This window comes from Bradyrhizobium sp. SOJA106 (genome assembly GCF_059448745.1).
Genome location: NZ_CM182549.1, coordinates 2,923,711 through 2,946,064, shown reverse-complemented (window position 1 = coordinate 2,946,064; position 22,354 = coordinate 2,923,711). Strand labels below are relative to the sequence as shown.

Sequence of the window (22,354 nt, the reverse complement as noted above, 5' to 3'; positions counted from 1 at the left end):
GGGATCCATGTGTTGCGAAGCGCCTGGTGTTCACGGCGACATCTAGCGGCCCCGATGGAGTTCGAATAGCCGGCATAATTTGCTTGCATTAATCGATGGTAGCCATGAATGGTAGCGGCCATGGCAGCTCAGGATTTCAACGATCTCCTGGCTTTCGTGGCCGTTGCCCGCGAGCGCAGTTTCACGAAGGCCGCCGCGAAACTGGGCGTCGTGCAATCGACGCTCAGCCATACGATCAAGCGGCTGGAAGCGCAGATGGGCCTGCGGCTGCTCACGCGCACGACCCGCAGCGTCGGCTTGACCGAGGCCGGCGAGCGGCTTCTGCAATCGGTTGCGCCGCGCATCGAAGAGATCGAGCGCGACATCGCGGCGCTGATGTCCCTGCGCGACAAGCCGTCGGGCACCGTCCGGATCACGCTCTCGGAACACGCGCTCGACAAAGCGGTCTGGCCGAAGCTGGTGCCGGTCCTGAAGCAATATCCAGACATCAAGGTCGAGTTCAGCCTCGACACAGCTTTCCGCAACATCGTCGAAGACGGCTTCGACGCGGGCGTCCGCCTCGGCGAGAGCGTCGAGAAAGACATGATCGCGGTGCGCATCGGTCCGGACTGGCGGCTCGTCGCGGTCGCCTCGCCCGCATATCTGAAGGAACATCCGAAGCCGAAGCATCCGCAAGACCTCCTGAAGCACGTCTGCATCAAGCGGCGCGCCGCGGCCGGCGGTCATTACGTGTGGGAGTTCGCCAAGAATGGTCCCGATCTCCGGGTGCGGGTCGAGGGGCAACTGACCTTCAACGACTCCCGCGCGATGATCGACGCCGCCGTCAAAGGCTTCGGCATCGCCTATGTGCCCGAAGACATGGTGACGCGGCAGATCCGGTCCGGCGAGCTCGTCGTCGTGCTCGACGATTGGTCGCCGATGTTCGACGGCTACTACATCTATTATCCGACCTCGCGGCAGAACTCAGCTGCGTTCAAGGTGATCGTCGATGCGCTCCGCCATCACGAGCCGCGAAGAAAACGCAGCTAGACCAGCTAACCGCTTGCGCGGCCGGCGGCAGCCCGAGAGCATGATCCGGCCCGGAAGGGCCGCGTCAGCGCAAAGTGCGCAGCGGTTTCCCTCGCGACAAACGCAGAACGCGTTTGCGCGGAGATGATGCTCAAGCAACAATCTAAAGCGCGATGACGATTCGCCCCGATCTCATCGCGCTTTAGATCATCATAGAGGCGAGGACGATCAGGCCGATCGCCGTCAGCCCCCAAGCCAGCGAATGCATCGCCCACGGTCGCATCGTTGCACTCCGTCCCGGTGTCCTGCCCTCAGCATGAACGCCCGGGCAACATGCACGGCTTGAGATAGATCAATGATTGAAGATGAGCACAGAGACGGCGGCCAGAGTGAAAGCACCGGCCGCGATGGCGATGATACGCAGGAGAAGCTCGTTACCCATGCCCAAGCTTAACATGGGTTAGGTCGGGCAAATTATGCAGTTTGTGCCAAAATGGAGCGTTCGGACAAATGCGCCCCCTCAAAGAATGATGCCGGGTCTCGCGCGGCCTGCGCAGCCATTCCCGTGGCGGAGGCCTCGACAACGAAAAGCCTCGGCATGCGGGCCGAGGCTTGCGACCCGCCCGCGTACATCCGGCGAACCGATCGTCGACGCAGAGACTAGCCGCGGATTTTGAACAGATGATGACGGGTTGGCATCGACAACATGTCGCGCCGGGTCAGGACCGGATCAGCCGTCCCGGGACCAAAGCGCGATGAGATGATGAATCGTCATCGCTTCAGGCTGTTGCTTGCGCATGATCTCCGCGCAAACGCGTTCCGCGTTTGTCGCGAGGGAAAGCCGCTTCGCATTTTGCGCTAACGCGGCCCTGCGGGTCCGGATCATGCTTTATCGCTCCGAAATGGCTTTTTGATCGACGAAGATTCGGACGCGGCCGACATCCTCGACCTCACGATAGTGGCTCAGCTCGACCTTGAGCTCGGGATCCGAATTGGCCCAGGCCAGCCAATCGAACGGAACCGAGCTCAACATGTAGGTGTCCACCAGAATCACATCTGGGCGGCCGCTGCGCAGGTCGGCCAGGAGTTGCCGCCGTTCGAGATCGATGATGCCGTCCAGCTTCGCCCGCTCGCCCTGACTGAGCTGCGCGTTTTTCTGCTGCATCATCGCGCCGGCCGCCAGCATTTGCACACAGGACTTGCCCGCCCAGGTCCCATTGATCTGGCGGACGAGCGGATGCCCGAGAGCGACGTGATCGGTGATCGTGATCAGCCGCGGGTTTTTGACGAGGGCCTCGATACGCTCCTTCAGCGGAGGAAAGTGCCGCACCGGCACGGACAGGCAGAATCCGATGAACACGATGGCAGCGAGGCCGCCGACCATCACCGGCGGGCGCAACGTCCTCGTGCGAGCCTGCAGCAACGGCGCGGCGATCGCGAACATGCAGAGCGCGAAGGCCGTGTAGGTCCAGCCCTTGCCTTGCAGAACGAAACTCGCGGCGCCGCCAATCGCTGCGGCGAGCCACGGAGTTGCGTCGCCGTCCAGCTTGAACTGTTGCGGAGCCACAAGGCGCAGAAACGCGATGGACGCGAAGATCACGATCGCCGGGAAATACAGCAGATCGCTCAGATTCATCCTCAAGGGCACATAGGTGGCCGCGACCATCGGAGCATAGGTGAACAGATAGTCGGGAAATGCGAGAGTGAGCACCGCGCCATAGCCGATGACGACGGCGGTGGCTGCACAGGCTTCAGCGCTGAACCAGGGCCTGAGCGAACGCTGGCGCAAGGCGGCAAGGATGATCGGCACGCCTGCCGCGAGCGCAAGATACGGCTTGATGCTCATGGCGAGTCCGGCCCCCAGCCCCGCCACGACCGCAACGGGTCCTGGACCAAGGCCGCGCCAGCGGATCGCGGTGATCGCGACAAAAGGGGTCAGCGCAATGACGGCGATGTGTTCGCGTTGGCCGAAGACGGCGCTGGGAAGAATTGCGAACAGGAACGCGAGCAGGCAAGTTGCAAGATTTCTCTCGCCAGCCTCCAGCCCTGCCGCCGCAGCGGCGCGGTCGATCACGATGAGCGCGACGACGATCTCGATCATCACCAGGATGATCACGAAGATCTCGGGTGCAAGGCCGGTCGCATGCGCGAGCATCAGCGCGGGCATGTAGAGATAGACCGAGAGCGGCGGATTGACCTCGAAGACGTCGACCCCGAGCTTGCCGCCATCGAGAACCTTCTCGCCTGCGGTCAACAGGCAGCCCAGGTCCGCGTTGAGAACGACGGGCATCTGAACGAGCAAGGCCGTCAGCAGGATCGCGGCCACAATCATCCAACGGTGCTTCATGCTGAAATTGCTTCCTGACATAGTCGGGGCGCGACCGCCTCTCGTGAGGCCGGCAAAAGCGCTCTTCGCGGGCGGAAGCGGTCTATTCCCTTCACCTGCGTGAACCTGCCGTAGAGCGCGCTCAGCGCCACTCTCGACGGTAGTCGTTACTATTGTGCTACAATGATCTGAAACAATGCCGCAATGGCCCGAAATAATGCCATGTCATTGCCGGGGCTGGCCCTATGTCGCGTCGTCCCGAACAGGAACGGCAGGATTCTGCCGCAGAGCGGCGGCGTTCTCATTCTCATGGATAACACTATTATAACATATAGGGTTGCGCCGGTGCCCTTCGGTGCCGACCTGCGCATGCGTCGCGCCGGGGGGCGAGAGCATGATGAAACTCGGTTCGGCGGGCTGTCGGTGGTTCACCTCTCCCGTTGGGGAGAGGTGAACTGAATTCTGAGCGCATACCGAGTCAACCAAACTTATCGGGCTTTAGTTAGCTTCTCGCGAATTATCCCATCACCCCGCCGCGCTTGATCAGCTCCTTGCCGACCGCGGCAAGGTGCACCTGATCCGGCCCGTCGCCGATGCGGATGAAGCGGGCGTAGACATAGGCGCGCGCGAGGAACGTATCCTGCGACACGCCGGCGGCGCCGTGGATCTGGATGGCGCGGTCGATGACGCGGGCGGCCATGCTGGGCACCACAATCTTGGCCGCGGCGATCAAATCGCGCGCGGCCTTGTTGCCTTCGCGGTCCATCTTGTCGGCGGCCTGCAGCGTTAAGAGCCGCGCCTGCGCGATCTCGCAGAAGGAGTGCGCGACGTCCTCGCGCACCGAGCCCTGCTCAGCGAGCGGCTTGCCGAAGGCGACCCGCGACACGGAGCGCCGGCACATCAATTCCAGGGCACGCTGGGCGCAGCCGATCAGCCGCATGCAATGATGGATGCGGCCGGGGCCGAGCCGCCCCTGCGCGATCTCGAAGCCGCGGCCCTCGCCGAGCAGCATGTTCTCGGCGGGTACGCGGACATTCTCATAGACGATCTCGGGATGACCGACCGGCGCATCGTCGTAGCCGAAAGTGAGCATGTCGCGGACGATGTGGACGCCGGGGGTGTTCCGGGGCACCAGGATCATGGATTGCTGGCGATGGCGGTCGGGATCATCAGGGGCAGTCTTTCCCATCACGATCAGGATCTCGCAGTCCTCGTTCATCGCGCCCGAGGTGAACCATTTGCGGCCGTTGATGACGTAGTCGGCGCCGTCGCGTTTAATCTCGCACTGGATGTTGGTGGCGTCGCTGGAGGCGACCTGCGGCTCCGTCATCGAGAAGCCGGAGCGGATGCGCCCCTCAACTAGGGGCTTCAGCCAGCGCTCCTGCTGCGCCTTGGTGCCGTAATGGCTAAGCACCTCCATGTTGCCGACATCGGGCGCCGAGCAGTTGAACACCTCGGGCGCCCAGAGGATGCGGCCCAGGATCTCCTTCACCGGCGCATATTCGAGGTTGGAGAGACCCGGACCGTGCTCTCCCGACAGAAACAGGTTCCAGAGCCCCTGCTCGCGCGCCAGCCGCTTCAGATCCTGCAGCACGGGGGGCGTCTTGTAGCGCGCGGCCTCCGGCTTCACCTGCTCGTAATAGAGCTCCTCGACCGGCTCGACGTGCGTTCGCATGAACTGGCGGACGCGCTCCTGCAGCTCCAGCGAACGGGCGGAGTGTTGAAAGTCCATGGTGGTCTCCTGTCCGCGACATTTGAGGTCGTCATGCCCGTGCTTGTCCCGGGCATCCACGTTCTTTTGTGCCAGGAGCAAGACGTGGATGGCCGGGACAAGCCCGGCCATGACGCCGTAGATGTATCGCGCCTCACGTCCCGCGCAGCAGCTCGCTCGCCACCACCCAGTCGTTGCCGTCGAACTGGAGCATGTAGCCGTCCTTGATCGGGCGGAAATCCTGCGGCGTGGTGTTGAGAGTGATGCCGGGCATCAGCAGCGACAGCGGCACGTTCTTCAGATTGGCCGCCTGCGCCATGATGTTCTCGCGCGTCAGATTGTCCTTGCATTGCTTGAGCAGCACCACCAGCGCCTCGGCAACAGTGTAGCCGTAGAGGCCAGCGACATTGTTGATGTCGGCATTGGGCAGGCGCTTCTTCATGAACTCGATATAGGCCGTCATCGCCGGATCGTCCTTCGGCTGCTCGAGGAACGGTTTCAGCGAGCCGAGCGACAGCACCCCTTTGCCGGCATCGAGGCCGGCGGGCGTCATCACCGTCGCCTTGTTGGCGCAGCCGCTCGCGAGGAAGCGCGTCGGCTGCCAGCCGACCTCATGCGCCTTGCGGATCGCCTGCGCGCAGGCGCGCGGCGTCACCGAATAGATCATGAAGACGTCGGCCTTGGTGTTGGCGAGCGTCAGCACCTGGGAATCGACGGTGGGATCGGTGACTTCGAAGCTCGACGCCATCGCGATCGCCTTGTCGGCGTCGGCGCCGAGCGCCTCCTTGACGCCGCGGAAATATTCCTTGCCGGCGTCGTCGTTCTGGTAGAGCACCGCAAAGCGCGCGTTCGGGTTCTTGGCGCGGGCATAGGCGACGTCGATCGCGGCCTCGCTGGTATAGTTCGGCGCCCAGGGCAGCGCCATCGACCACGGCATGTTGGCGGGATCGTTCCATTTCGAGGCCGAGCTGATCAGGAAGATCTGCGGTACCTTGTTGCTGTTGAGATATTTCGCGATCGCCGAGCTCGGCGCGGTGCCCATGGTCGCGAAGATGAAGGCGACGCCGTCGCCTTCCACGAGGCGCCGCGCGGCCTCCATGGTCTTCGGCGGCGAAAACGCGTCGTCGAGCGAGATCAGGTTGAGCTTGCGGCCGTTGACCCCGCCCTTCTCGTTGACCTCGTCGAAATAGGCGGAGATCACCCGGCCGGTGATGCCGAGCGGCGATGCCGGGCCGCTGTAGGGCATGGTGTTGCCGATCTTGATCTCGGTGTCGCTGACACCGGGACCGTAGGACTTCTGCGCGAACACGGGCGTGGACAGGCAGGCGGCAGCCAGCGCTGCGGCCAGGGCCAAAGCGGCTTTCATGGCTTCTCCCCGATGATCATCGCCGCACGAGACGACACGCGGCGCGCTCCTTCTCGTCAGCACGTCAGCTCAGCGGAGTTCCGCAAGATGGTCTTGCGTCGAGTTGCTGGTACGCCGGCGCACGAGTCTCCGCTTCACCTCTCCCCATCGGGGAGAGGTGATCCGAGCGTCAGGCACGCATCGAGTGAGCCAAGCCTTATCCGGCTCTACCCGCGACGCTTCAGGCTGAAGCCGAGGCTGATCCAGCCGGCCCCGGCCATGATCAGGTCGATGCCGAGGAACAGGCCGAGGATGTAGACGCTGTTCACCGGCCAGCGCGCCACGATCAGGAGGCCAAGCAGCAGCGTGATGGCGGCCGAGAGCGCCACCCACACCCACGGGCTCTCGCGCTTCATGCTGAAGGCGAGGAACAGCCTGACCGCGCCGGAGGCGATCAGCGATACGCCGAGGAAAAGCGTCAGCAGGACTGCCGCGAACAGCGGATTCTCGAAGGTGAGGAAGCCGGCGATGACGTAGAGCACGCCGAGCAAGGCCCAGATCAGGAACCTGCCCCAGCTCTTCATCTGGAACGCGCCGATGATCTCGGTTGCGCCCGCGACGATCATCATGGCGCCGACCACGATCACGCTCGCGACCGTCGCCATCACCATGCTGCCGAGCGCGATGAAGCCGGCAATGAGATAGACGACGCCGAGGGCGACGATCCAGCCCCATTTGGCGTGAAGCGCCGTGATGCCCGAGCCGAGGCTTGAAGGATGAGTCGTATCCGAAGCACTTGTCATGGCGGCCACTCCTGCATGCAAGCCCGGAGGCACACGCCAGGATAGCACGCGCCGCGCCGGGGCGACAGCCAGCAGAGCAGCCCTCAGCGGCAGCAACATTGACGCAAATCAAGATCGACGACGGCGGATCAGGCGCGCGAGCGCTCCATCTCGAGTTCGGCCTTGAGATTGTCGAGGTCGCGATAAATTGAAGCAACGGCGAGGACACGGCCGCCCTTGCGGTACTTCAAAACACAGTCCTTGCCGGAAATGCTGCCGTCGATCGCGATGTCCTCGAAGCTTTCGGCATGGCCGACATAGTTGATCGGCACGTCGTAGTGCTGGCTCCAGAAGAACGGCACGGCCTCGAAGCGCTCGCGCTTGCCGAGCATGTTGCGCGCCGCGGTCTGGCCCTGGCGCTCGGCCACCACCCAATGCTCGACGCGGATGGTTTGCCGCGCATGCGGATCGGGCCAGCGCGCGATGTCGCCGGCGGCGAAAATGCCGGCGATACTTGTCTCCAAAAATTCGCTGACGCTGACGCCGCGATCGGCGGCAAGGCCGGCCTGCTCGGCCAGCGCCAGACGCGGCTTGACGCCGATGCCGACCACGACGAGATCGGCCTCGATCACGGCACCGCTCTTCAGTGTGGCGCGGGTCCCGTCGAGCTTCTCGACGGTGTCCTTGAGATGGAAGTTGACGCCGTTCTCCTCGTGCAGCGACCGGACGAAATCACCCATCTCGGCGCCGAGCACCTTTTGCATCGGCCGTTCCTCGGGCGCGACCACATGCACCTCGATCTTGCGCGCACGCAGTGACGCCGCGACCTCGAGGCCGATGAAGCTGGCGCCGATCACCAGCGCACGCTTGGCGCTGCCCGCCGCCTTGATGATGGCACGGCTGTCGGCGACGGAGCGCAGGGTGTGAACGTGCGGCTGGTCCGCGCCGGGGACCTGGAGCCTGACCGGTTCGGCGCCGGTGGCGAGCAGCAACCGGTCGAACGGGAGCTTGTCGCCATTGCCCAGTGTCACGCTGCGCGCCTTCGGATCGACCGCCGAGACGTTGGTGTTGAGCCTGAGGTCGATGTCGGCGTCCTGATAATAGTCCTCGCCGCGCAGTGGCAGCCAGTCCTCCGGCGCATTGCCGGCGAGATAGTCCTTGGAGAGATTGGGACGGTCGACCGGCATCGCGCCGTCATTGCTGAGCATGGTGATCGCGCCGGCAAAGCCCTCGCGCCGGAGCGTCTCGGCCGCTGCGAAGCCCGCCGCACCGCCGCCGACGATGATGAATCTTTCCGGCGTCGGGGCGCTGCGATGAGCTGCCGACGGTTTGGGGGCCTCACGCTTGCGCTGAACGACGATCCTGTCGCCGTCGCGCGCGACGTCCCAGACCGCCAGCGCATTCAGCGCCGGCGGGCGCGTGGCCTCGCCCGTGCGCAAGGAGAAGCAGGCGTGATGCCAGGGACAGCGGATGGTGTCGTCGACCACGAGGCCTTCCGCGAGCGGACCGTGGTAATGGCTGCAAGCCGGCTCGATCGCAAAAATCTCGCCGCCGGCTTGTACCAGGAGGACATCCTCTTCGCCGACATGGCCGAGTAATTTGCCGTCCTTGAACTCGGTCAGCGACACGCCATTGGTGAGGTCGGGTCCACTCGGCTTGTTGTCCTCGGTCATGTCCGTCTCCCTGGCACCGTCTCCTTGCGGATCAATCGTCCGAATTGGCGAGCCCCAGCAGCTCCTGCCGCGTCAGCGCATTGTCGCGGAACACACCCAACATGCGGCTGGTGACGAGATCGGTCCCGGGCTTGTGCGCGCCGCGCGTGGTCATGCAGTGGTGCGTCGCCTTGATGATGACGCCAACGCCTTCGGGCCTCAGCACGTCGTTGATCGTGTTGGCGATCTGCGCGGTCATCTTCTCCTGGATCTGGAGACGTTTTGCGTAGATGTCGACGACGCGCGCAAGCTTGCTGATGCCGACGACGCGCCCCTTCGGGATGTAGGCGACCCAGGCGCGGCCGACGATCGGCGCCATGTGATGCTCGCAATGGCTCTCGAAGCGAACGCCGCGCAGCACGATCATCTCGTCATAGCCCTCGATCTCCTCGAAAGTCTTTTGCAGGATTTCGCTCGGGTCCTGCGCATAGCCGGAAAAATACTCCTCGAAAGCGCGCGCGACGCGGTCCGGCGTCTCGCGCAGGCCGTCGCGCGCCGGATCATCGCCGGCCCAGCGGATCATGGTCCGGACCGCCTGCTCGACCTCCGCCCTGTCCGGCCGCTCGCTCGGCGCCCGCGCCACCGCAACCCGTTCCAGCCTGCGCGCTTGTGACGTCATTCAAAGCCTCCCCTGCAACGAGCCGCAGACAGAAGCGGCCCCACAGCTTGGACGGCGGCGGTTGGAAAAGGTTCCCGAAAGAAGGGAAAAATCGCGGAGACGAGCGCGCCGCTACTTCTGCGGCCCGGAGAGCGAGATGTCGCGCTCGGCGCGGAACACGTTGCTGTAGAGGTTGGCGATCCACTGCCGGCCGATCTCGGTCTTGTTGAGATAGCCGATCTCGGTCTGAATGTGCGGTGCGACGCTGTTCCAGTAGAATTGCGGATAGCGGTTCACGATGTCGGCGGGCGAGTCGTAGCCGAGCTGGCGGTTGATGCCGACCTCCTCGAACTCGTAATACAGCGCGTTGGCTTTGCGCAGATAGTTGGGATCGCCGAGCTGGCCGATGAAATCGGCGGCTCGGAGGATCGAGGCCTCGTGGTCATACTCCTGCCCCTCGCGGGCCGGGAAGCGGGTGCCCTCGATGGCGCGGGCGACGCGCTCACTGTCGAGACCGCGGATCGGCGGGAGCCGCCGCCTCACGAAAAGTTTGGAGCGGTCAACATGATACATCATCAGACTGGCATCCGATGCGCCGCGCGGCAGCGACACTTTGGTGCCGGCCTCGTCGATCACGAAACCGTCCTCGTCATCTTCCGGAAACAACCCACGAACATAGCCGATATCGTGGGCAAGGCAGGCGATGAGGACATGGATGTAGTCCTCGGCATCGATGTGCGCATGCAGATTGCGGCCAAACATGATCGCCTGGGCGGCCAGCGTCACCAGCATCGTATGCTCGATATTGTGATAGAGCGCATCGCTGTTGCCGATGCATTCCATCGCGGTGCGGGTCGAGGCCTCCACCACCCGGGCATAGGACTCGTCGTACCTGCGGCGCATGAACGAGCCCAGCATCTTCTCCAGGGTTTCGGCCGCCAGCCTCGGTAACGTCATCATGGATGCAGCCCCGTTTGATGCAGCCCCGCTTGCCGGTGGTGTCCCACGCCAACTCCCGACGTTTCATCCTCGTCCTCGACGCGACGACCAGCATAGCCCATCTCGGGCCAAGTGACCAAACCCCCGCGGAACGCGATGAGGGAAATATGTTACCGTTGTGCTGTGCGACATCGGGGTTGCGGCAACGGATCGGCACGCCCGGGCGACCGCAGCGAGAACACGGCATTCACTCCACCAGCAGCACGTCGACGGCGACGCCGAGCTTCTGTTTTGGCGAGCCGACGATGATGCCGTCGACAGGGGAGACGTCGGAGAAGTCGCGGCCGACCGCGAGCACGATATGGTCATTGGCGACCAGCAAATCGTTGGTCGGATCGAGATCGACCCAGCCAAGCTCCGCCCCGCACCACAGCGACACCCAGGCATGAGTGGCGTCGGCGCCCTGCAGGCGCGGCTGGCCCGGCGGCGGAATGGTGCGCAAATAACCGCTGACATAGGCCGTCGGCAGGCCGAGCCCGCGCAGCCCTGCGATCATCACATGGGCGAAATCCTGACAGACGCCGTGGCGCTTCTCGAAGACCTCGTTGAGCGGCGTCGAGATCGCGGTGGCCTTGGGATCGTAGCGGAATTCGGTGCGGATGCGGTGCATCAGCTCGACCGCGCCGGCGAGGATGCCGGTGCCGGGCGCAAAGCTCGTCGCAGCATAGGCGCTGACCGGGCGCAGCACCGGCACCAGGGGGCTCGCAAAGACATAGCCGACCGGCGAGGACGGCCCGAGGCTGGTTGCTTCGAAGGCGATGTCGCGAACGCTCTCCCAAGGCGGGCTCGATGCATCGCGCGCCGGCGGCCGCCGCTCGACGGAGACACGCGAACGTGAATCGATCCGCAAGTTGCGGTGCGCGGCCTCGATCACGATGCTCTCGGTCAGCGTGCCGAAGAAATCGCGGCGGATATTGCGCTCGGAGGGACGCGGACGGATCTCGGCGCCGTGCGAGATCAGCTCCTGGCCGCCACCGCTTCGCGGCTCCAGCCGCAGCGTGCAGCGGGCGAAGCTCACCGGGCTTTCATATTCGTAGGTGGTGACGTGACGGATGTCGTAGATCACGCCAGCCCCGTCAGCTTTTCCGGCCGGCTGGCATTGGGGCCGTGCGGGAAGTAGTGGAGCCCGACCGCCTCGGCGAGGCTGAGCAGGTCCTGCTCCAGTCCGAACAGGGTCTTGACCTCGAGCTTCTCGGCTTCCGCGGTGGCGAGCATCGCCTGCACGGCGACCGCAAGCCGCTGCGGCTGCTCGATCAGGCCGTGCTCCTTCAGGCTCGGCAGCGCCGCGATGTGCTCGTTCAAGGTCGCGACCTGGAACGCGACCGACCGCGGATTGTAGGGATCGAGCACAGCGAGGTCGCGCACCGGCGCGAGGATCGGGGCCAGCAGATAGCGCGAGCGATAGGTGATCTGGGAATCCACCAGTGTCAGCAGGATGTCGAGATCCTCGTCGCCCGCCTCGTCATATGCAAATTGACGTGCAAAGCGCGTGGTGTTGATGGCGCGCTCGGCGCGGCGGCCAATGTCGAGGAAGCGCCAGCCGGCGGCGCGGTTCATGTTCTCCTGCGCAAGGCCGGCAAAGCTCGCGAGCTCCTGCAAGGTGAGCTCGGCCGCGCTCAGCACGTCGTCGTCGTCCTCGACCTCGATAGCGAGACGCTCGGCCATCTCGGTGATGACCTGCCAGGCATCGGGCGACAGCCGCTCGCGCAAGGAGGTCGCGGTGCGCTGGGCCGCGCGCACCAGCGACAGCGCCGAGCCGAAACACTCGGTGCTCTGCAAGGCCTCGGCGACGATGCGCCCTGGCGCCGCGCGCGAGGCCTGCGAGATCGCACCCCAGGCCACCAGCAGGCGCTGGATGCGGTCGGCCGATTGCATTGAAGCCGCGGTGCCCTTGTTGGGCCCGCTCGGCGAGCCCAGCGCGCGCACGAGGCGCAGCGTCGCCTCGGCGCGTTCAAGATAGCGGCCAAGCCAGAACAGATTGTCGGCGGCGCGGCTCGGCAAGACGCCGGCGATGCGGCGAATGCGCACCTTGTCGGTCGCCGGCAGCAGCGTCGCGGTCGAGACCTTCTTCTCGGAGACGACCCAGACGTCGGCCGCGCGCGCGCCGTCGCCCATCGACACCGCGCGGGCATCGGCCTGCTCGGCGATCCGGCAGAAGCCGCCCGGCATGATCGCCCAGCCGTCCGGGGTTGCGGCCGCGAACACGCGCAGCACAAACGGGCGCGGCGTGAGCTGGCCCTGCTCCCACACCGGCATGGTCGAGAGCCGCACCACCTCCTGGCCGACATAGTCCATGCCGCGCGCGCTGATGGCGTCGACCAGGCGCTGGCGCCCGCTTGCGTCGAGCTCGCTCGCGAGCACCGGGCCTTTGCTCTCGAAGCCGGGCACGCCGCGGCGGTAGGCGCCCTCGATCGCGACCTCGTCGAGGCGCGACAGCACCTCGTCGCGCGCGTTGCGCTGGCCGCACCACCAGGTCGCGATGTGCGGCATCTTCAGCTCCTCGCCGAGCAGGCGGCGGCTCAGCGCCGGCAGGAAGCCAAGCAGCGCCCTCGCCTCCAGGACGCCCGAGCCCGGCATGTTGGCGACCACGACGCCGTCCTTGCGCAGCACGTCGATGAGGCCGGGGACGCCGAGATGCGAGGATGCATCGAGCTCGAGCGGATCGAGCGAGTTGGAATCGACCCGGCGCAGCAGCACATCGAGCCGCTTGAGACCGGCGACGGTGCGGATGTGGACGCGGTTGTCGCTGACGGCGAGATCGTCGCCCTCGACCAGCAGGAAGCCGAGATAACGCGCCAGCGTGGCATGCTCGAAATAGGTCTCGCTGAAGCTGCCCGGGGTCAGCACGCCAATACGCGGCTCGTCGCGATCGGCGCGCGCGCGAAGACTATCGCGGAACGCCTCGAAGAACGGGGCGACGCGCGGCACGTTCATCGACTTGTAGAGATCGGAGAAGGCGCGCGACTGCACCAGGCGGTTCTCCAGCGCATAGCCGGCGCCCGACGGCGCCTGGGTGCGGTCGCCGAGCACCCACCAGCGGCCGTCGGGCCCGCGCCCGACGTCGGCGGCGTAGAGCGAGAGATAGCGCCCGCCCGGCGGCGGCACGCCGCAGACGGGCCGGAGATATTCCGGACTGCCGGCGATCGCGGCCGCCGGCAGCACTCCCTCCGCGACCAGCCGACCCTCGCCATAGATGTCGCGCAGCACGAGCTCCAGAAGCTCGGCGCGCTGGGTGATGCCGGCGGAGAGCTGCTGCCAGTCGGCCTCGTCGATCAGCAGCGGCAGGTGGCTGAGCGACCAGGGCCGGTCGGCGCTGTCGCCGGGTGCGCGGTAAGTGACCCCGGCCTCGCGCAAGTGACGGTCGGCCATGGCGAAGCGCCGTTCAGCCTCGTCGGGCGCCAGCGCGCTGAAGGCATCGAAGAAGCGGCTCCATACCGCGCGGGGGGCGCCATCGGGCCCCAGAAACTCGTCGGGGATGCCGGGCAGACGGCTGTAGTCGCGGACCCATTGGGCGAGACGGCGCTGGCCTTCACGTTGGCCTTGCGCCTGCCCCGCTCTGTCGTCCTCGGCTGCGCCCTCGGCCATCCGCCTCTCCCTGCCCCACCATCATACTCATTGCAGAAGCGGGGTCCGCAAGTCGAGGGTCAGCGGAAACTCATTTGTGCGTTCCTCGGGCGGCGGCTGCATCGGGCCCGGGGTATGGCCGTGGTCCTGGAAGCGCGCCAGCCGCCGCGCCTCGGCCTCATAGGTGTTGACCGGCTTGGTGTCGTAGTTGCGCCCGCCGGGATGGGCGACGTGGTAGACGCAGCCGCCGAGCGAGCGGCCGTTCCAGGTGTCGATCAGATCGAAGGTCAGGGGCGCGTGCACCGGAATGGTCGGGTGCAGGCCGGAGGCCGGCTGCCAGGCCTTGAAGCGGACGCCGGCCACGGACTCGCCCGAGCGGCCGGTCGCCGTCATGGGCAGGCGGCGGCCGTTACAGCTGACGACGTGGCGGCCTTCGACAAAACCTTCAGCCTTCACTTGAAGCCGTTCAACCGACGAATCCACATAGCGCACCGTGCCGCCGGCGGAGCCTTCCTCGCCAAGCACGTGCCAGGGCTCCAGCGCCTGGCGCAATTCCAGCGTGACGCCGCCATGATGGACGCGGCCGAAGGCGGGGAAGCGGAATTCGAGCTGAGCCAGATACCATTCCGGCTCAAAGGGATAGCCTGATTGCTTCAACTCAGAAAGCACATCAAGGAAATCCTCCCAGATGAAGTGAGGCAGCATGAAGCGATCGTGCAGCGCGGTGCCCCAGCGCACGAATTTTCCCTGTTGCGGCTCGCGCCAGAATTTTGCGATCAGCGCGCGGATCAACAGTTGCTGCGCCAGCGACATGCGCGGATCGGGCGGCATTTCGAGCGCGCGGAATTCGACGAGGCCGAGGCGGCCGGTCGGCCCTTCCGGCGAATAGAGCTTGTCGATGCAAATCTCGGCGCGGTGGGTGTTGCCGGTGATGTCGACCAGCAGATGCCGGAACAGCCGGTCGACCAGCCACAGCGGCGTCTGGTAGCCCGGCGGCGGCACGTGCGAGAGCGCGATCTCGAGCTCGTAGATGCTGTCGTGACGGGCTTCGTCGATGCGCGGCGCCTGGCTGGTCGGGCCGATGAACAGCCCGGAGAAGAAATAGGACAGCGATGGATGCCGCTGCCAATACAGCACGAGGCTCTTGAGCAGATCCGGCCGGCGCAGGAACGGCGAATCCTGCGGGCTCGAGCCGCCGACCACGACGTGATTACCGCCGCCAGTGCCGGTGTGGCGGCCGTCGACCAGGAAACGGTTGGCGCCGAGCCGCACCTTGCCGGCATCCTCATAGAGACCGGAGGTGATCTCGACCGCGTCGCGCCAGCTCTTCGCCGGCTGGACGTTGATCTCGATGACGCCGGGGTCGGGCGTTACCTTGATCACCTCGATGCGCGGATCGAACGGCGGCGGATAGCCCTCGACATGGACGGCAAGCTGCATCTCCTCGGCGGTAGCCTCGAGCGCGGAGATCAGCTCGAGATAATCCTCGATGCGCTCGACCGGCGGCATGAAGGCGCAGATCACGCCATCGCGGATTTCCACCGCCATGGCGGTGCGCACGGGAATCGCGGTGTTCAGCTGCTCAGGCGCCGTCCGCGGCGGCGACGCCGGGCGCGCCATGCGGGTGAACACCGGGAGCTTGCCGCGCGGCTCCATCGGATCCTGCTCGACGATGTAGGGATATTGGTCGGGCGGGACGTAGCCGAGCGAACCGATCGGCAGGCGCAGGCCGAGCGGCGAATCGCCCGGCGACAGGAACAGGTGATTGCGGCGGAGCGGCCAGCGCTCGCTGCGCCAGCGCGGCGGCGCATTCCAGCGCTGGATCGGCAGCACGAATCCGCGCGGCGTGGTCAGGCCCTGGTCGAACACCCGGGCCATGCGGGCGCGCGCTTCCGGGTCGGACAATTTGGAATCGGACGGATCGACATTGATCGGAAGCTCGGCTTCCTTCTGAAGCCAATAGGCCGGATCCTCATAGGCCGGCATGATGTAGCCGAGATCGAGGCCAAGGCGAGCGGCCGTGCCCTCCATGAAGGCCTCGGCGTCCCTGACCTCGGGCCGCCGCGGGTTCTCGATCTTGGCGATGAGGTCGGCGTTCTTCCAGATCGGCACGCCGTCCTTGCGCCAATAGAGGCCGAAGGCCCAGCGTGGCAGGCTCTCGCCCGGATACCATTTGCCCTGGCCGTAGTGCAGAAGGCCGCCCGGCGCAAAGCGCGTGCGCAGGCGACGGATCAGCTCGTCGGCGAGCGTGCGCTTGGTCGGGCCGACGGCGTCCGTATTCCACTCTCCCGCCTCGAGATCATCGACCGAGACGAAGGTCGGCTCGCCGCCCATGGTGAGCCGCACGTCCTGGGCAACGAGATCGCCGTCGACCTGCTCGCCGAGATCGTTCAGCCGCGCCCAGGATTCATCCGAGAACGGCTTTGTGATGCGCGGCGCTTCGCGAATGCGCTTCACGCTCATGTCGAAGCTGAACTCGACCTCGGCAAAGCCGGCACCGCCGGAGATCGGCGCCGCCGAACGATAATGCGGCGTGGCGGCCACGGGGATGTGCCCCTCGCCCGCCAGCATGCCCGAAGTTGCGTCGAATCCGATCCAGCCTGCGCCCGGCAGATAGACCTCGGCCCAGGCGTGCAGATCGGTGAAATCGTTCTCGACTTCCGGCGGGCCCTCGATCGGGTCGATGTCGGGACGGATCTGGATCAGATAGCCCGAGACGAAGCGCGCGGCGAGGCCGAGATGGCGCAGGGTCTGGATCAGCAGCCAGGCGGAGTCGCGGCATGAGCCGGCACCGGAGGCGAGCGTTTCCTCCGGCGTCTGCACGCCCGGCTCCATGCGAATGATGTAGCGGATCTTCTTCTGGAGCTCGCGATTGAGCTCGACCAGGAAGTTGACCGTGTTCGGGGCTTCATGCGGGATCGTGTCGAGATATTTCGCGAACAGGCGATCGGGCTTGATGGTCTCGAGATAGGGCGCCAGCTCCGTCTTCAGGTCCTTCGGATACTCGAACGGAAAGCTGTCGGCATAGGGTTCGACGAAGAAGTCGAACGGGTTGACCACGGTCATCTGTGCCGTGAAGTCGACCTCGAACTTCAGCTCGGTGGTCTTCTCGGGAAAGACATAGCGCGCGAGCCAGTTGCCCTGCGGGTCCTGCTGCCAGTTCACGAAATGATTGGATGGCGTGACCTTGAGCGAATAGCTCAGGACCGGCGTGCGCGTATGCGGCGCCGGCCGCAGCCGGATGGTCTGCGGTCCGAGATCGATCGGGCGGTCGTATTTGTAATGCGTGACGTGGTGTAATGCGACGTAGATCGACACGGGGTGTGGTGCTCCAGCAGCTTTTTTGAGCAGAACACCGCAAGTGATCGCGATCAAGCATTAACAACGGGCAGAGGCTGCCTATGCAAGGTGCGGGCCGACCAAAGGAAGTCGCCTAAGACGCGAAGGGTTGGCGGTCCAACGCTTCCACAGCGTCATGGCCAGGCTTGTCCCGGCCATCCACGATCTTCGTTTGCGGTCCCCAAGAACGTGGATGCCCGGGACAAGCCCCGGGCATGACGCCCTCATTTGGGGAAACGTTACGCCGCCGATGTCAGCCGCTGCAGGAAGTGCGTCACCTCGCGGCGGAGCGTTTCGACTTCGCCGTGGACACGTTCGGAGGCGCTGTTGACGCGGCCGGCGACGCGGCCGGTGTCGGCGGCCGCTTCGCTGATGCCGGTCACGTTGGAGGACACCTGCGAGGTGCCGGCAGATGCTTCCTGGACGTTGCGGGCGATCTCGCGGGTGGCGAGGCCTTGCTGCTCGATCGAGGTCGCGATCGCGGCGGCGATGCCGTTGATCTCGGCGATGGTCTGCGCGATCGCCTCGACGGCCGCGACCGAATTGGTGGTCGATTGCTGCATCTCGCCGACCTTGGCGCTGATCTCTTCGGTCGCCTTCGCAGTCTGATTGGCGAGGCTCTTGACCTCGGAAGCCACCACCGCGAAGCCGCGGCCGGCCTCGCCTGCGCGCGCCGCCTCGATGGTGGCATTGAGCGCGAGGAGATTGGTCTGCGAGGCGATCTCGCTGATCAGCTTGACGACGTCGCCGATCCGCATCGCAGCGTCCGCAAGCGCGCGGATCTCGCTGCCGGCGCGGTTGGCCTCGTTGACGGCGCGCCCCGTGCTCGCGGTCGAGCCGGTCACCTGGCGGCTGATATCGGCAATCGAGGATGCCAGCTGCCCCGCCGCGCTGGCGACGGTCGCGACATTGCGCGAGGCCTGGTCGGACGCACTGAGCACGCCGGAGGTCTGCCGGCTGGTCTTCTCGGCCGCCGCCGCCATCTGGTGCGCGTCGGATTCGAGGTCGGTCGCAGCGCCCATCAGCGTGCCGGCGACGCCGTCGAGATGCGTGCCGAACTGCTTTGCGAGATCGGCGATTTCCACCACGCGACGGCCAAGGCTGTGGGTGCCGGAGTTGATGACGACGGCCGAACGGCGGAACGAACCGGGCAGGCCGCGCGCCAGGATCTTGCGGAAATGCTTGCCGCGGCTGGCATAGTCCATCGATGCCGAGGCCTCGCGCAGGAAGGCATCCGTGATGTCGAGCATGTCGTTGACCGATTTCTGGATCGACCCGATCCGCCCGGCCTGGCGGTCGCTCAGGATGCGCGTTTCGAGGTCGCCATGCGAGGCCTTGCGACAGATATCGGCGACCTCATCGACGGCCGCCGCGGTGCGATGCTGACACCAAACCGCATAACCGAGCAGCACGACCGTCGCGCCGAGCAACACCGCTCCGGAGATTCCAGCCAAACCGAAAAGCGAGAGTCCGAACACAACGACGACAAGAACACACGCGAGCGCGGTCGCTCCCTGCGCCTTAGAGAGAGAGCACAAATTCATCGTAACCCACACCCTGTTGCCTCAGTAATCCGACCATCGCATCAAAGCTCGCATGCATGCCGTCCCTGGCATTGGCGTGCCGCGCCTCTTCCGCGCACAGCGTCTTATAGATCGGCTTGATGCGCTCGATCTGCGCCGGATCGGGCTTGCGCCGGTTGGAGTGATAGCCGACGATGTTGCCGCGTTCGTCGAAGGTCGGGGTGACGTGGGCGAGCACCCAATCATGGCTGCCATCCTTGGCCAGATTGACGACATAGGCGAAGATTTCCTGCTTCGCCTGGAGCGTGTCCCAGAGCAGCTTGAAAACGGCGCGCGGCATGTCAGGATGACGGATGATACTGTGGGGCGCGCCCATCAGCTCCGCGCAACTGTATTTCGACATACGGACGAAGACGTCGTTGGCGTAGGTGATGCGGCCCTTGAGATCGGTCTTGGAGACGATCAGCTCCTCCTCACCGAGGAGATTTTCCACGCCGGTCGGCCGTATCGCACGCGTCATCGTTGACGAATCCTGTCGAAGGGCAGCGCCCTCGAAGGAGTCGCCCGCATCACCTCACGATTACGGTGCGAAACATTAATCCCGAGTGACCGCGGGAACTGCTTCGATCACATGACACCTACGTATGACTACGTAGGTGTCCGCTGTTCGTGCCGTCATTCCGGCCGCGAGGTGCATCAGCACCGTTACATCGTCGCCCCAAGCACCCAGGGCGCGAACTCGGCGCCGCCGAAATCGAAGCTCTCGCTCTTGGTCGGCTGGCCCGAGGCGGTCTTGAGGATGAGATCGAAAATGCGCTGACCGCATTCCTGGACGCTCTCCTCGCCTTCGAGGATGGTGCCGCAATTGACGTCCATGTCCTCTTCCATGCGCTTGTACATGGGGGTGTTGGTGGCGAGCTTGATCGACGGCGCGGGCTTGCAGCCGAACACGCTGCCGCGGCCGGTGGTGAAGCAGACGAGGTTGGCTCCGCCGGCGACCTGGCCGGTCGCAGCGACAGGGTCGTAGCCGGGCGTGTCCATGAAGACAAAGCCCTTCTTGGTGACGGGCTCGGCGTAGCGCAGCACCTCGACGAGGTTGGTGGTTCCGGCCTTCGCCATCGCGCCGAGCGATTTCTCCAGGATGGTGGTGAGGCCGCCGGCCTTGTTGCCAGGGCTCGGATTGGCATTCATCTCCGCGCCTTCGCGCTCGGTGTATTCGTCCCACCAGCGCATCAGGTCGACCAGCTTCTCGCCAACCTCGCGGCTCACCGCACGGCGCGTGAGCAGATGCTCGGCGCCGTAGGTCTCCGGCGTCTCCGACAGGATCACGGTGCCGCCGTGGCGCACGATGAGATCGCTCGCAGCACCCAGCGCCGGATTGGCCGACACGCCGGAATAGCCATCCGAGCCGCCGCATTGCAGCGCCACGGTGAGCTCGCTTGCCGGCACCGTCTCGCGCTTGACCTTGTTGGCGTCAGCCAGCGCTTCGCGCACGAAGGCGATGCCGGCTTCGACCGTCTTGCGGGTGCCGCCGACCTCCTGGATGTCCATCGCGCGCAGGCGGCCAGCGAGCTTCTGCTCTTCCATGAGCCCGCCGATCTGGTTCACCTCGCAGCCGAGGCCGAGCACGATGACGTGGGAGAAATTGACGTGCCGCGCATAGCCGCCCAGCGTACGGCGCAGCAGCGCCAAGGGCTCGTTCTGCGTCATGCCGCAGCCGGTCTTGTGGGTCAGCGCGACCACGCCGTCGACATTGGGGAAGTCAGAGAGCGGATTGTCGCCGGTGAAGGGATTCCTCTTGAAGACATCGGCGACGAGGCTTGCGACATGCGCGCTGCAATTCACCGAGGTGAGGATGCCGATAAAGTTGCGCGTGGCGACGCGGCCGTCCGGCCGGCGGATGCCTTCGAAGGTCGCCGGCAGGTCGAAGTTCGGCGTCGGCTTGACGTCGGCGCAATAGGCATAGTCCTTGGCGAAATCACCCATGCCGCAATTCTGCGTATGCACGTGCTGGCCCGGCGCGATCGGAATGGTCGCGAAGCCGATGATCTGGCCGTAGCGGATCACCGGCTCGCCCACGGCGATCGGCTTGATCGCGACCTTGTGGCCGGAGGGAATGCGCTCGACGGTGGTGACGCCGTCGGCGACCACCGTTCCCGGCGGCAGGCTGGCGCGTGCGATCAGCACGCCATCATCGGGATGCAGGCGGATGACGGGGCTGATGGTCATGGGTATCTCCTTGGGTCTTGAAAAATATCGTGCCCCGGACGCTGAGCAGCGCCATTAGCGCGTTTACGCACATCTTCGACGCGCTATGGCGATGCGCTGCAGATCCGGGGCCCAGTTGTCACGCATGTGCTTCACTGGCTTCTGGTCCCGGCTCTGCGGCGCATCACTGCGTGCTGCGCCGCGTCCGGGACACGAGAGTGCCTACGCCTTGCCGCCCGACTCCTTGCGGGTCGCATTGACCTGCATCTTGGCGTAGGTCGTCATCAGGCCGACCTCGTTCGACAGCGTCACCAGCTTGAAACCCATGTTGATGGCGCGCGACGCGCCTTCGGCGCCGCTGCAATGGATGCCCGGGTTGAGGTTGCGCTTGGCGCATTCCTTGATGATCTTCTCGTAGATCGCGAGGATCTCCGGCTCGGTGCGGTCGAGCTTGGGCTCGAGACCGTAGGAGAAGCCGAGATCGGACGGGCCGATATAGACGCCGTCGATGCCCTCCACGTCAAGGATCGCTTCCATGTTCTCGACCGCGGTCTTCGTCTCCATCATCGGCAGCAGCACAGTGTCCGCATTCGCCGTCTTCTGATAGGAGCCCGCGGTGCCGTACATGCCGGCGCGGATCGGGCCGTTGGAGCGGACGCCCTGCGGCGGATATTTCGCATACGAGACGAGGTTCCTGGCTTCCTGCGGCGTGTTGACCATCGGGCAGATCACGCCATAGGCGCCGCCGTCGAGCACCTTGCCGATGATGCCAGGCTCGTTCCAGGGCACGCGGACCATCGGGGTGACCGGATGCTTGTCCATCGCCTGGAAGCACTGCACCATCGACAGGTAATCCTGCACGCCGTGCTGCATGTCGACGGTGACGCTGTCGAAGCCGCACTGCGCGATCATCTCGGCCGAGAAGCCGGACGGTATCGCGAGCCACGCATTGACGACGGCCTTGCCCGACTTCCAGATCTCTTTGACTTTATTCGCCACGTTGCCTTCCTTCTTTGTTGTTTGGACCGTCGTTGCTTAGACCGTCGTTGCTTGGACCGTCGTCACCATGACGAGCGCCGCGACAGGGCGGCGCCGTTATTACCGCGAACTGGATCGCCGCGCTACGCTCGCGATGACGCAAGGTGCCTTGGCAGGGGCGGCGTTATCCGTTCCGGCGCCGAATTTCGCGCGATCGGCTTGGGCGGCACTTTGAGCGAAAAAGCGCGGCCATGTCCATGG

16 protein-coding genes are annotated in these 22,354 nt (G+C 65.2%); 1 reads left to right on the top strand and 15 read right to left on the bottom strand.

All coding sequences use genetic code 11. The features are described from left to right. Window positions 1-120: 120 nt before the first annotated feature. The gene (locus AC5V87_RS13140; RefSeq protein ID WP_495371226.1) at window positions 121-1,029 is read left to right on the top strand and encodes a LysR family transcriptional regulator; all 909 of its coding nucleotides are present in this window, start codon (window positions 121-123) and stop codon (window positions 1,027-1,029) included. Window positions 1,030-1,738: 709 nt separating this feature from the next. On the opposite strand, the gene AC5V87_RS13135 is transcribed toward AC5V87_RS13140, so the two are convergent. The 15 genes from AC5V87_RS13135 to AC5V87_RS13065 all read right to left on the bottom strand — a co-directional run bounded on the left by AC5V87_RS13135 (window position 1,739) and on the right by AC5V87_RS13065 (window position 22,114). After that, window positions 1,739-1,894, bottom strand: a complete 156-nt coding sequence (locus AC5V87_RS13135; RefSeq protein WP_495371225.1) for a hypothetical protein — start codon at window positions 1,892-1,894, stop codon at window positions 1,739-1,741. Window positions 1,895-1,897: 3 nt separating this feature from the next. Beyond that, the gene (locus AC5V87_RS13130) at window positions 1,898-3,355 is read right to left on the bottom strand and encodes a hypothetical protein (RefSeq protein WP_495371224.1); all 1,458 of its coding nucleotides are present in this window, start codon (window positions 3,353-3,355) and stop codon (window positions 1,898-1,900) included. 496 nt (window positions 3,356-3,851) lie between these two features. Then, entirely contained in the window at window positions 3,852-5,066 is a 1,215-nt protein-coding gene (locus AC5V87_RS13125) for an acyl-CoA dehydrogenase family protein (protein WP_495371223.1), read from the bottom strand. A 133-nt stretch (window positions 5,067-5,199) separates the two neighbouring features. Next, window positions 5,200-6,411, bottom strand: a complete 1,212-nt coding sequence (locus AC5V87_RS13120) for an ABC transporter substrate-binding protein (protein ID WP_495371222.1) — start codon at window positions 6,409-6,411, stop codon at window positions 5,200-5,202. A 206-nt stretch (window positions 6,412-6,617) separates the two neighbouring features. Next, a complete protein-coding gene (locus AC5V87_RS13115) occupies window positions 6,618-7,193 on the bottom strand; it encodes an HdeD family acid-resistance protein (RefSeq protein ID WP_456839692.1) in 576 nt (191 codons plus the stop codon). A gap of 128 nt (window positions 7,194-7,321) precedes the next feature. Next, on the bottom strand, window positions 7,322-8,845 hold the full coding sequence (locus tag AC5V87_RS13110) for an FAD-dependent oxidoreductase (protein WP_456839693.1): 1,524 nt from the start codon (window positions 8,843-8,845) through the stop codon (window positions 7,322-7,324). 31 nt (window positions 8,846-8,876) lie between these two features. Further along, the gene (folE, locus tag AC5V87_RS13105) at window positions 8,877-9,503 is read right to left on the bottom strand and encodes a GTP cyclohydrolase I FolE (RefSeq protein WP_495371221.1); all 627 of its coding nucleotides are present in this window, start codon (window positions 9,501-9,503) and stop codon (window positions 8,877-8,879) included. Between the two features lie 111 nt (window positions 9,504-9,614). Next, a complete protein-coding gene (locus AC5V87_RS13100) occupies window positions 9,615-10,442 on the bottom strand; it encodes a metal-dependent phosphohydrolase (protein ID WP_456839695.1) in 828 nt (275 codons plus the stop codon). A 226-nt stretch (window positions 10,443-10,668) separates the two neighbouring features. Next, complete coding sequence (locus AC5V87_RS13095) at window positions 10,669-11,547, bottom strand: transglutaminase family protein (protein WP_495371220.1); 879 nt, start codon at window positions 11,545-11,547, stop codon at window positions 10,669-10,671. Continuing rightward, window positions 11,544-14,066 (bottom strand): circularly permuted type 2 ATP-grasp protein, encoded by a 2,523-nt coding sequence (locus AC5V87_RS13090; protein WP_495371219.1) that lies wholly within the window; start codon window positions 14,064-14,066, stop codon window positions 11,544-11,546. Before AC5V87_RS13090 ends, AC5V87_RS13095 begins: the two co-directional genes overlap by 4 nt. A 27-nt stretch (window positions 14,067-14,093) precedes the next feature. Then, window positions 14,094-17,363 (bottom strand): transglutaminase family protein, encoded by a 3,270-nt coding sequence (locus AC5V87_RS13085; RefSeq protein ID WP_495371218.1) that lies wholly within the window; start codon window positions 17,361-17,363, stop codon window positions 14,094-14,096. 260 nt (window positions 17,364-17,623) lie between these two features. Further along, window positions 17,624-18,928: a methyl-accepting chemotaxis protein gene (locus tag AC5V87_RS13080; protein WP_456839699.1), complete on the bottom strand. Its 1,305-nt coding sequence runs from the start codon at window positions 18,926-18,928 to the stop codon at window positions 17,624-17,626. Next, window positions 18,906-19,427 (bottom strand): PAS domain-containing protein, encoded by a 522-nt coding sequence (locus AC5V87_RS13075; RefSeq protein WP_495371217.1) that lies wholly within the window; start codon window positions 19,425-19,427, stop codon window positions 18,906-18,908. Before AC5V87_RS13075 ends, AC5V87_RS13080 begins: the two co-directional genes overlap by 23 nt. A 185-nt stretch (window positions 19,428-19,612) precedes the next feature. Beyond that, window positions 19,613-21,136: a UxaA family hydrolase gene (locus AC5V87_RS13070; RefSeq protein ID WP_495371215.1), complete on the bottom strand. Its 1,524-nt coding sequence runs from the start codon at window positions 21,134-21,136 to the stop codon at window positions 19,613-19,615. Window positions 21,137-21,337: 201 nt separating this feature from the next. After that, window positions 21,338-22,114 carry an HpcH/HpaI aldolase family protein gene (locus AC5V87_RS13065; protein ID WP_495371214.1) on the bottom strand — a complete coding sequence of 259 codons (777 nt, stop codon included), beginning with the start codon at window positions 22,112-22,114 and terminating at the stop codon, window positions 21,338-21,340. Window positions 22,115-22,354 lie beyond the last annotated feature (240 nt).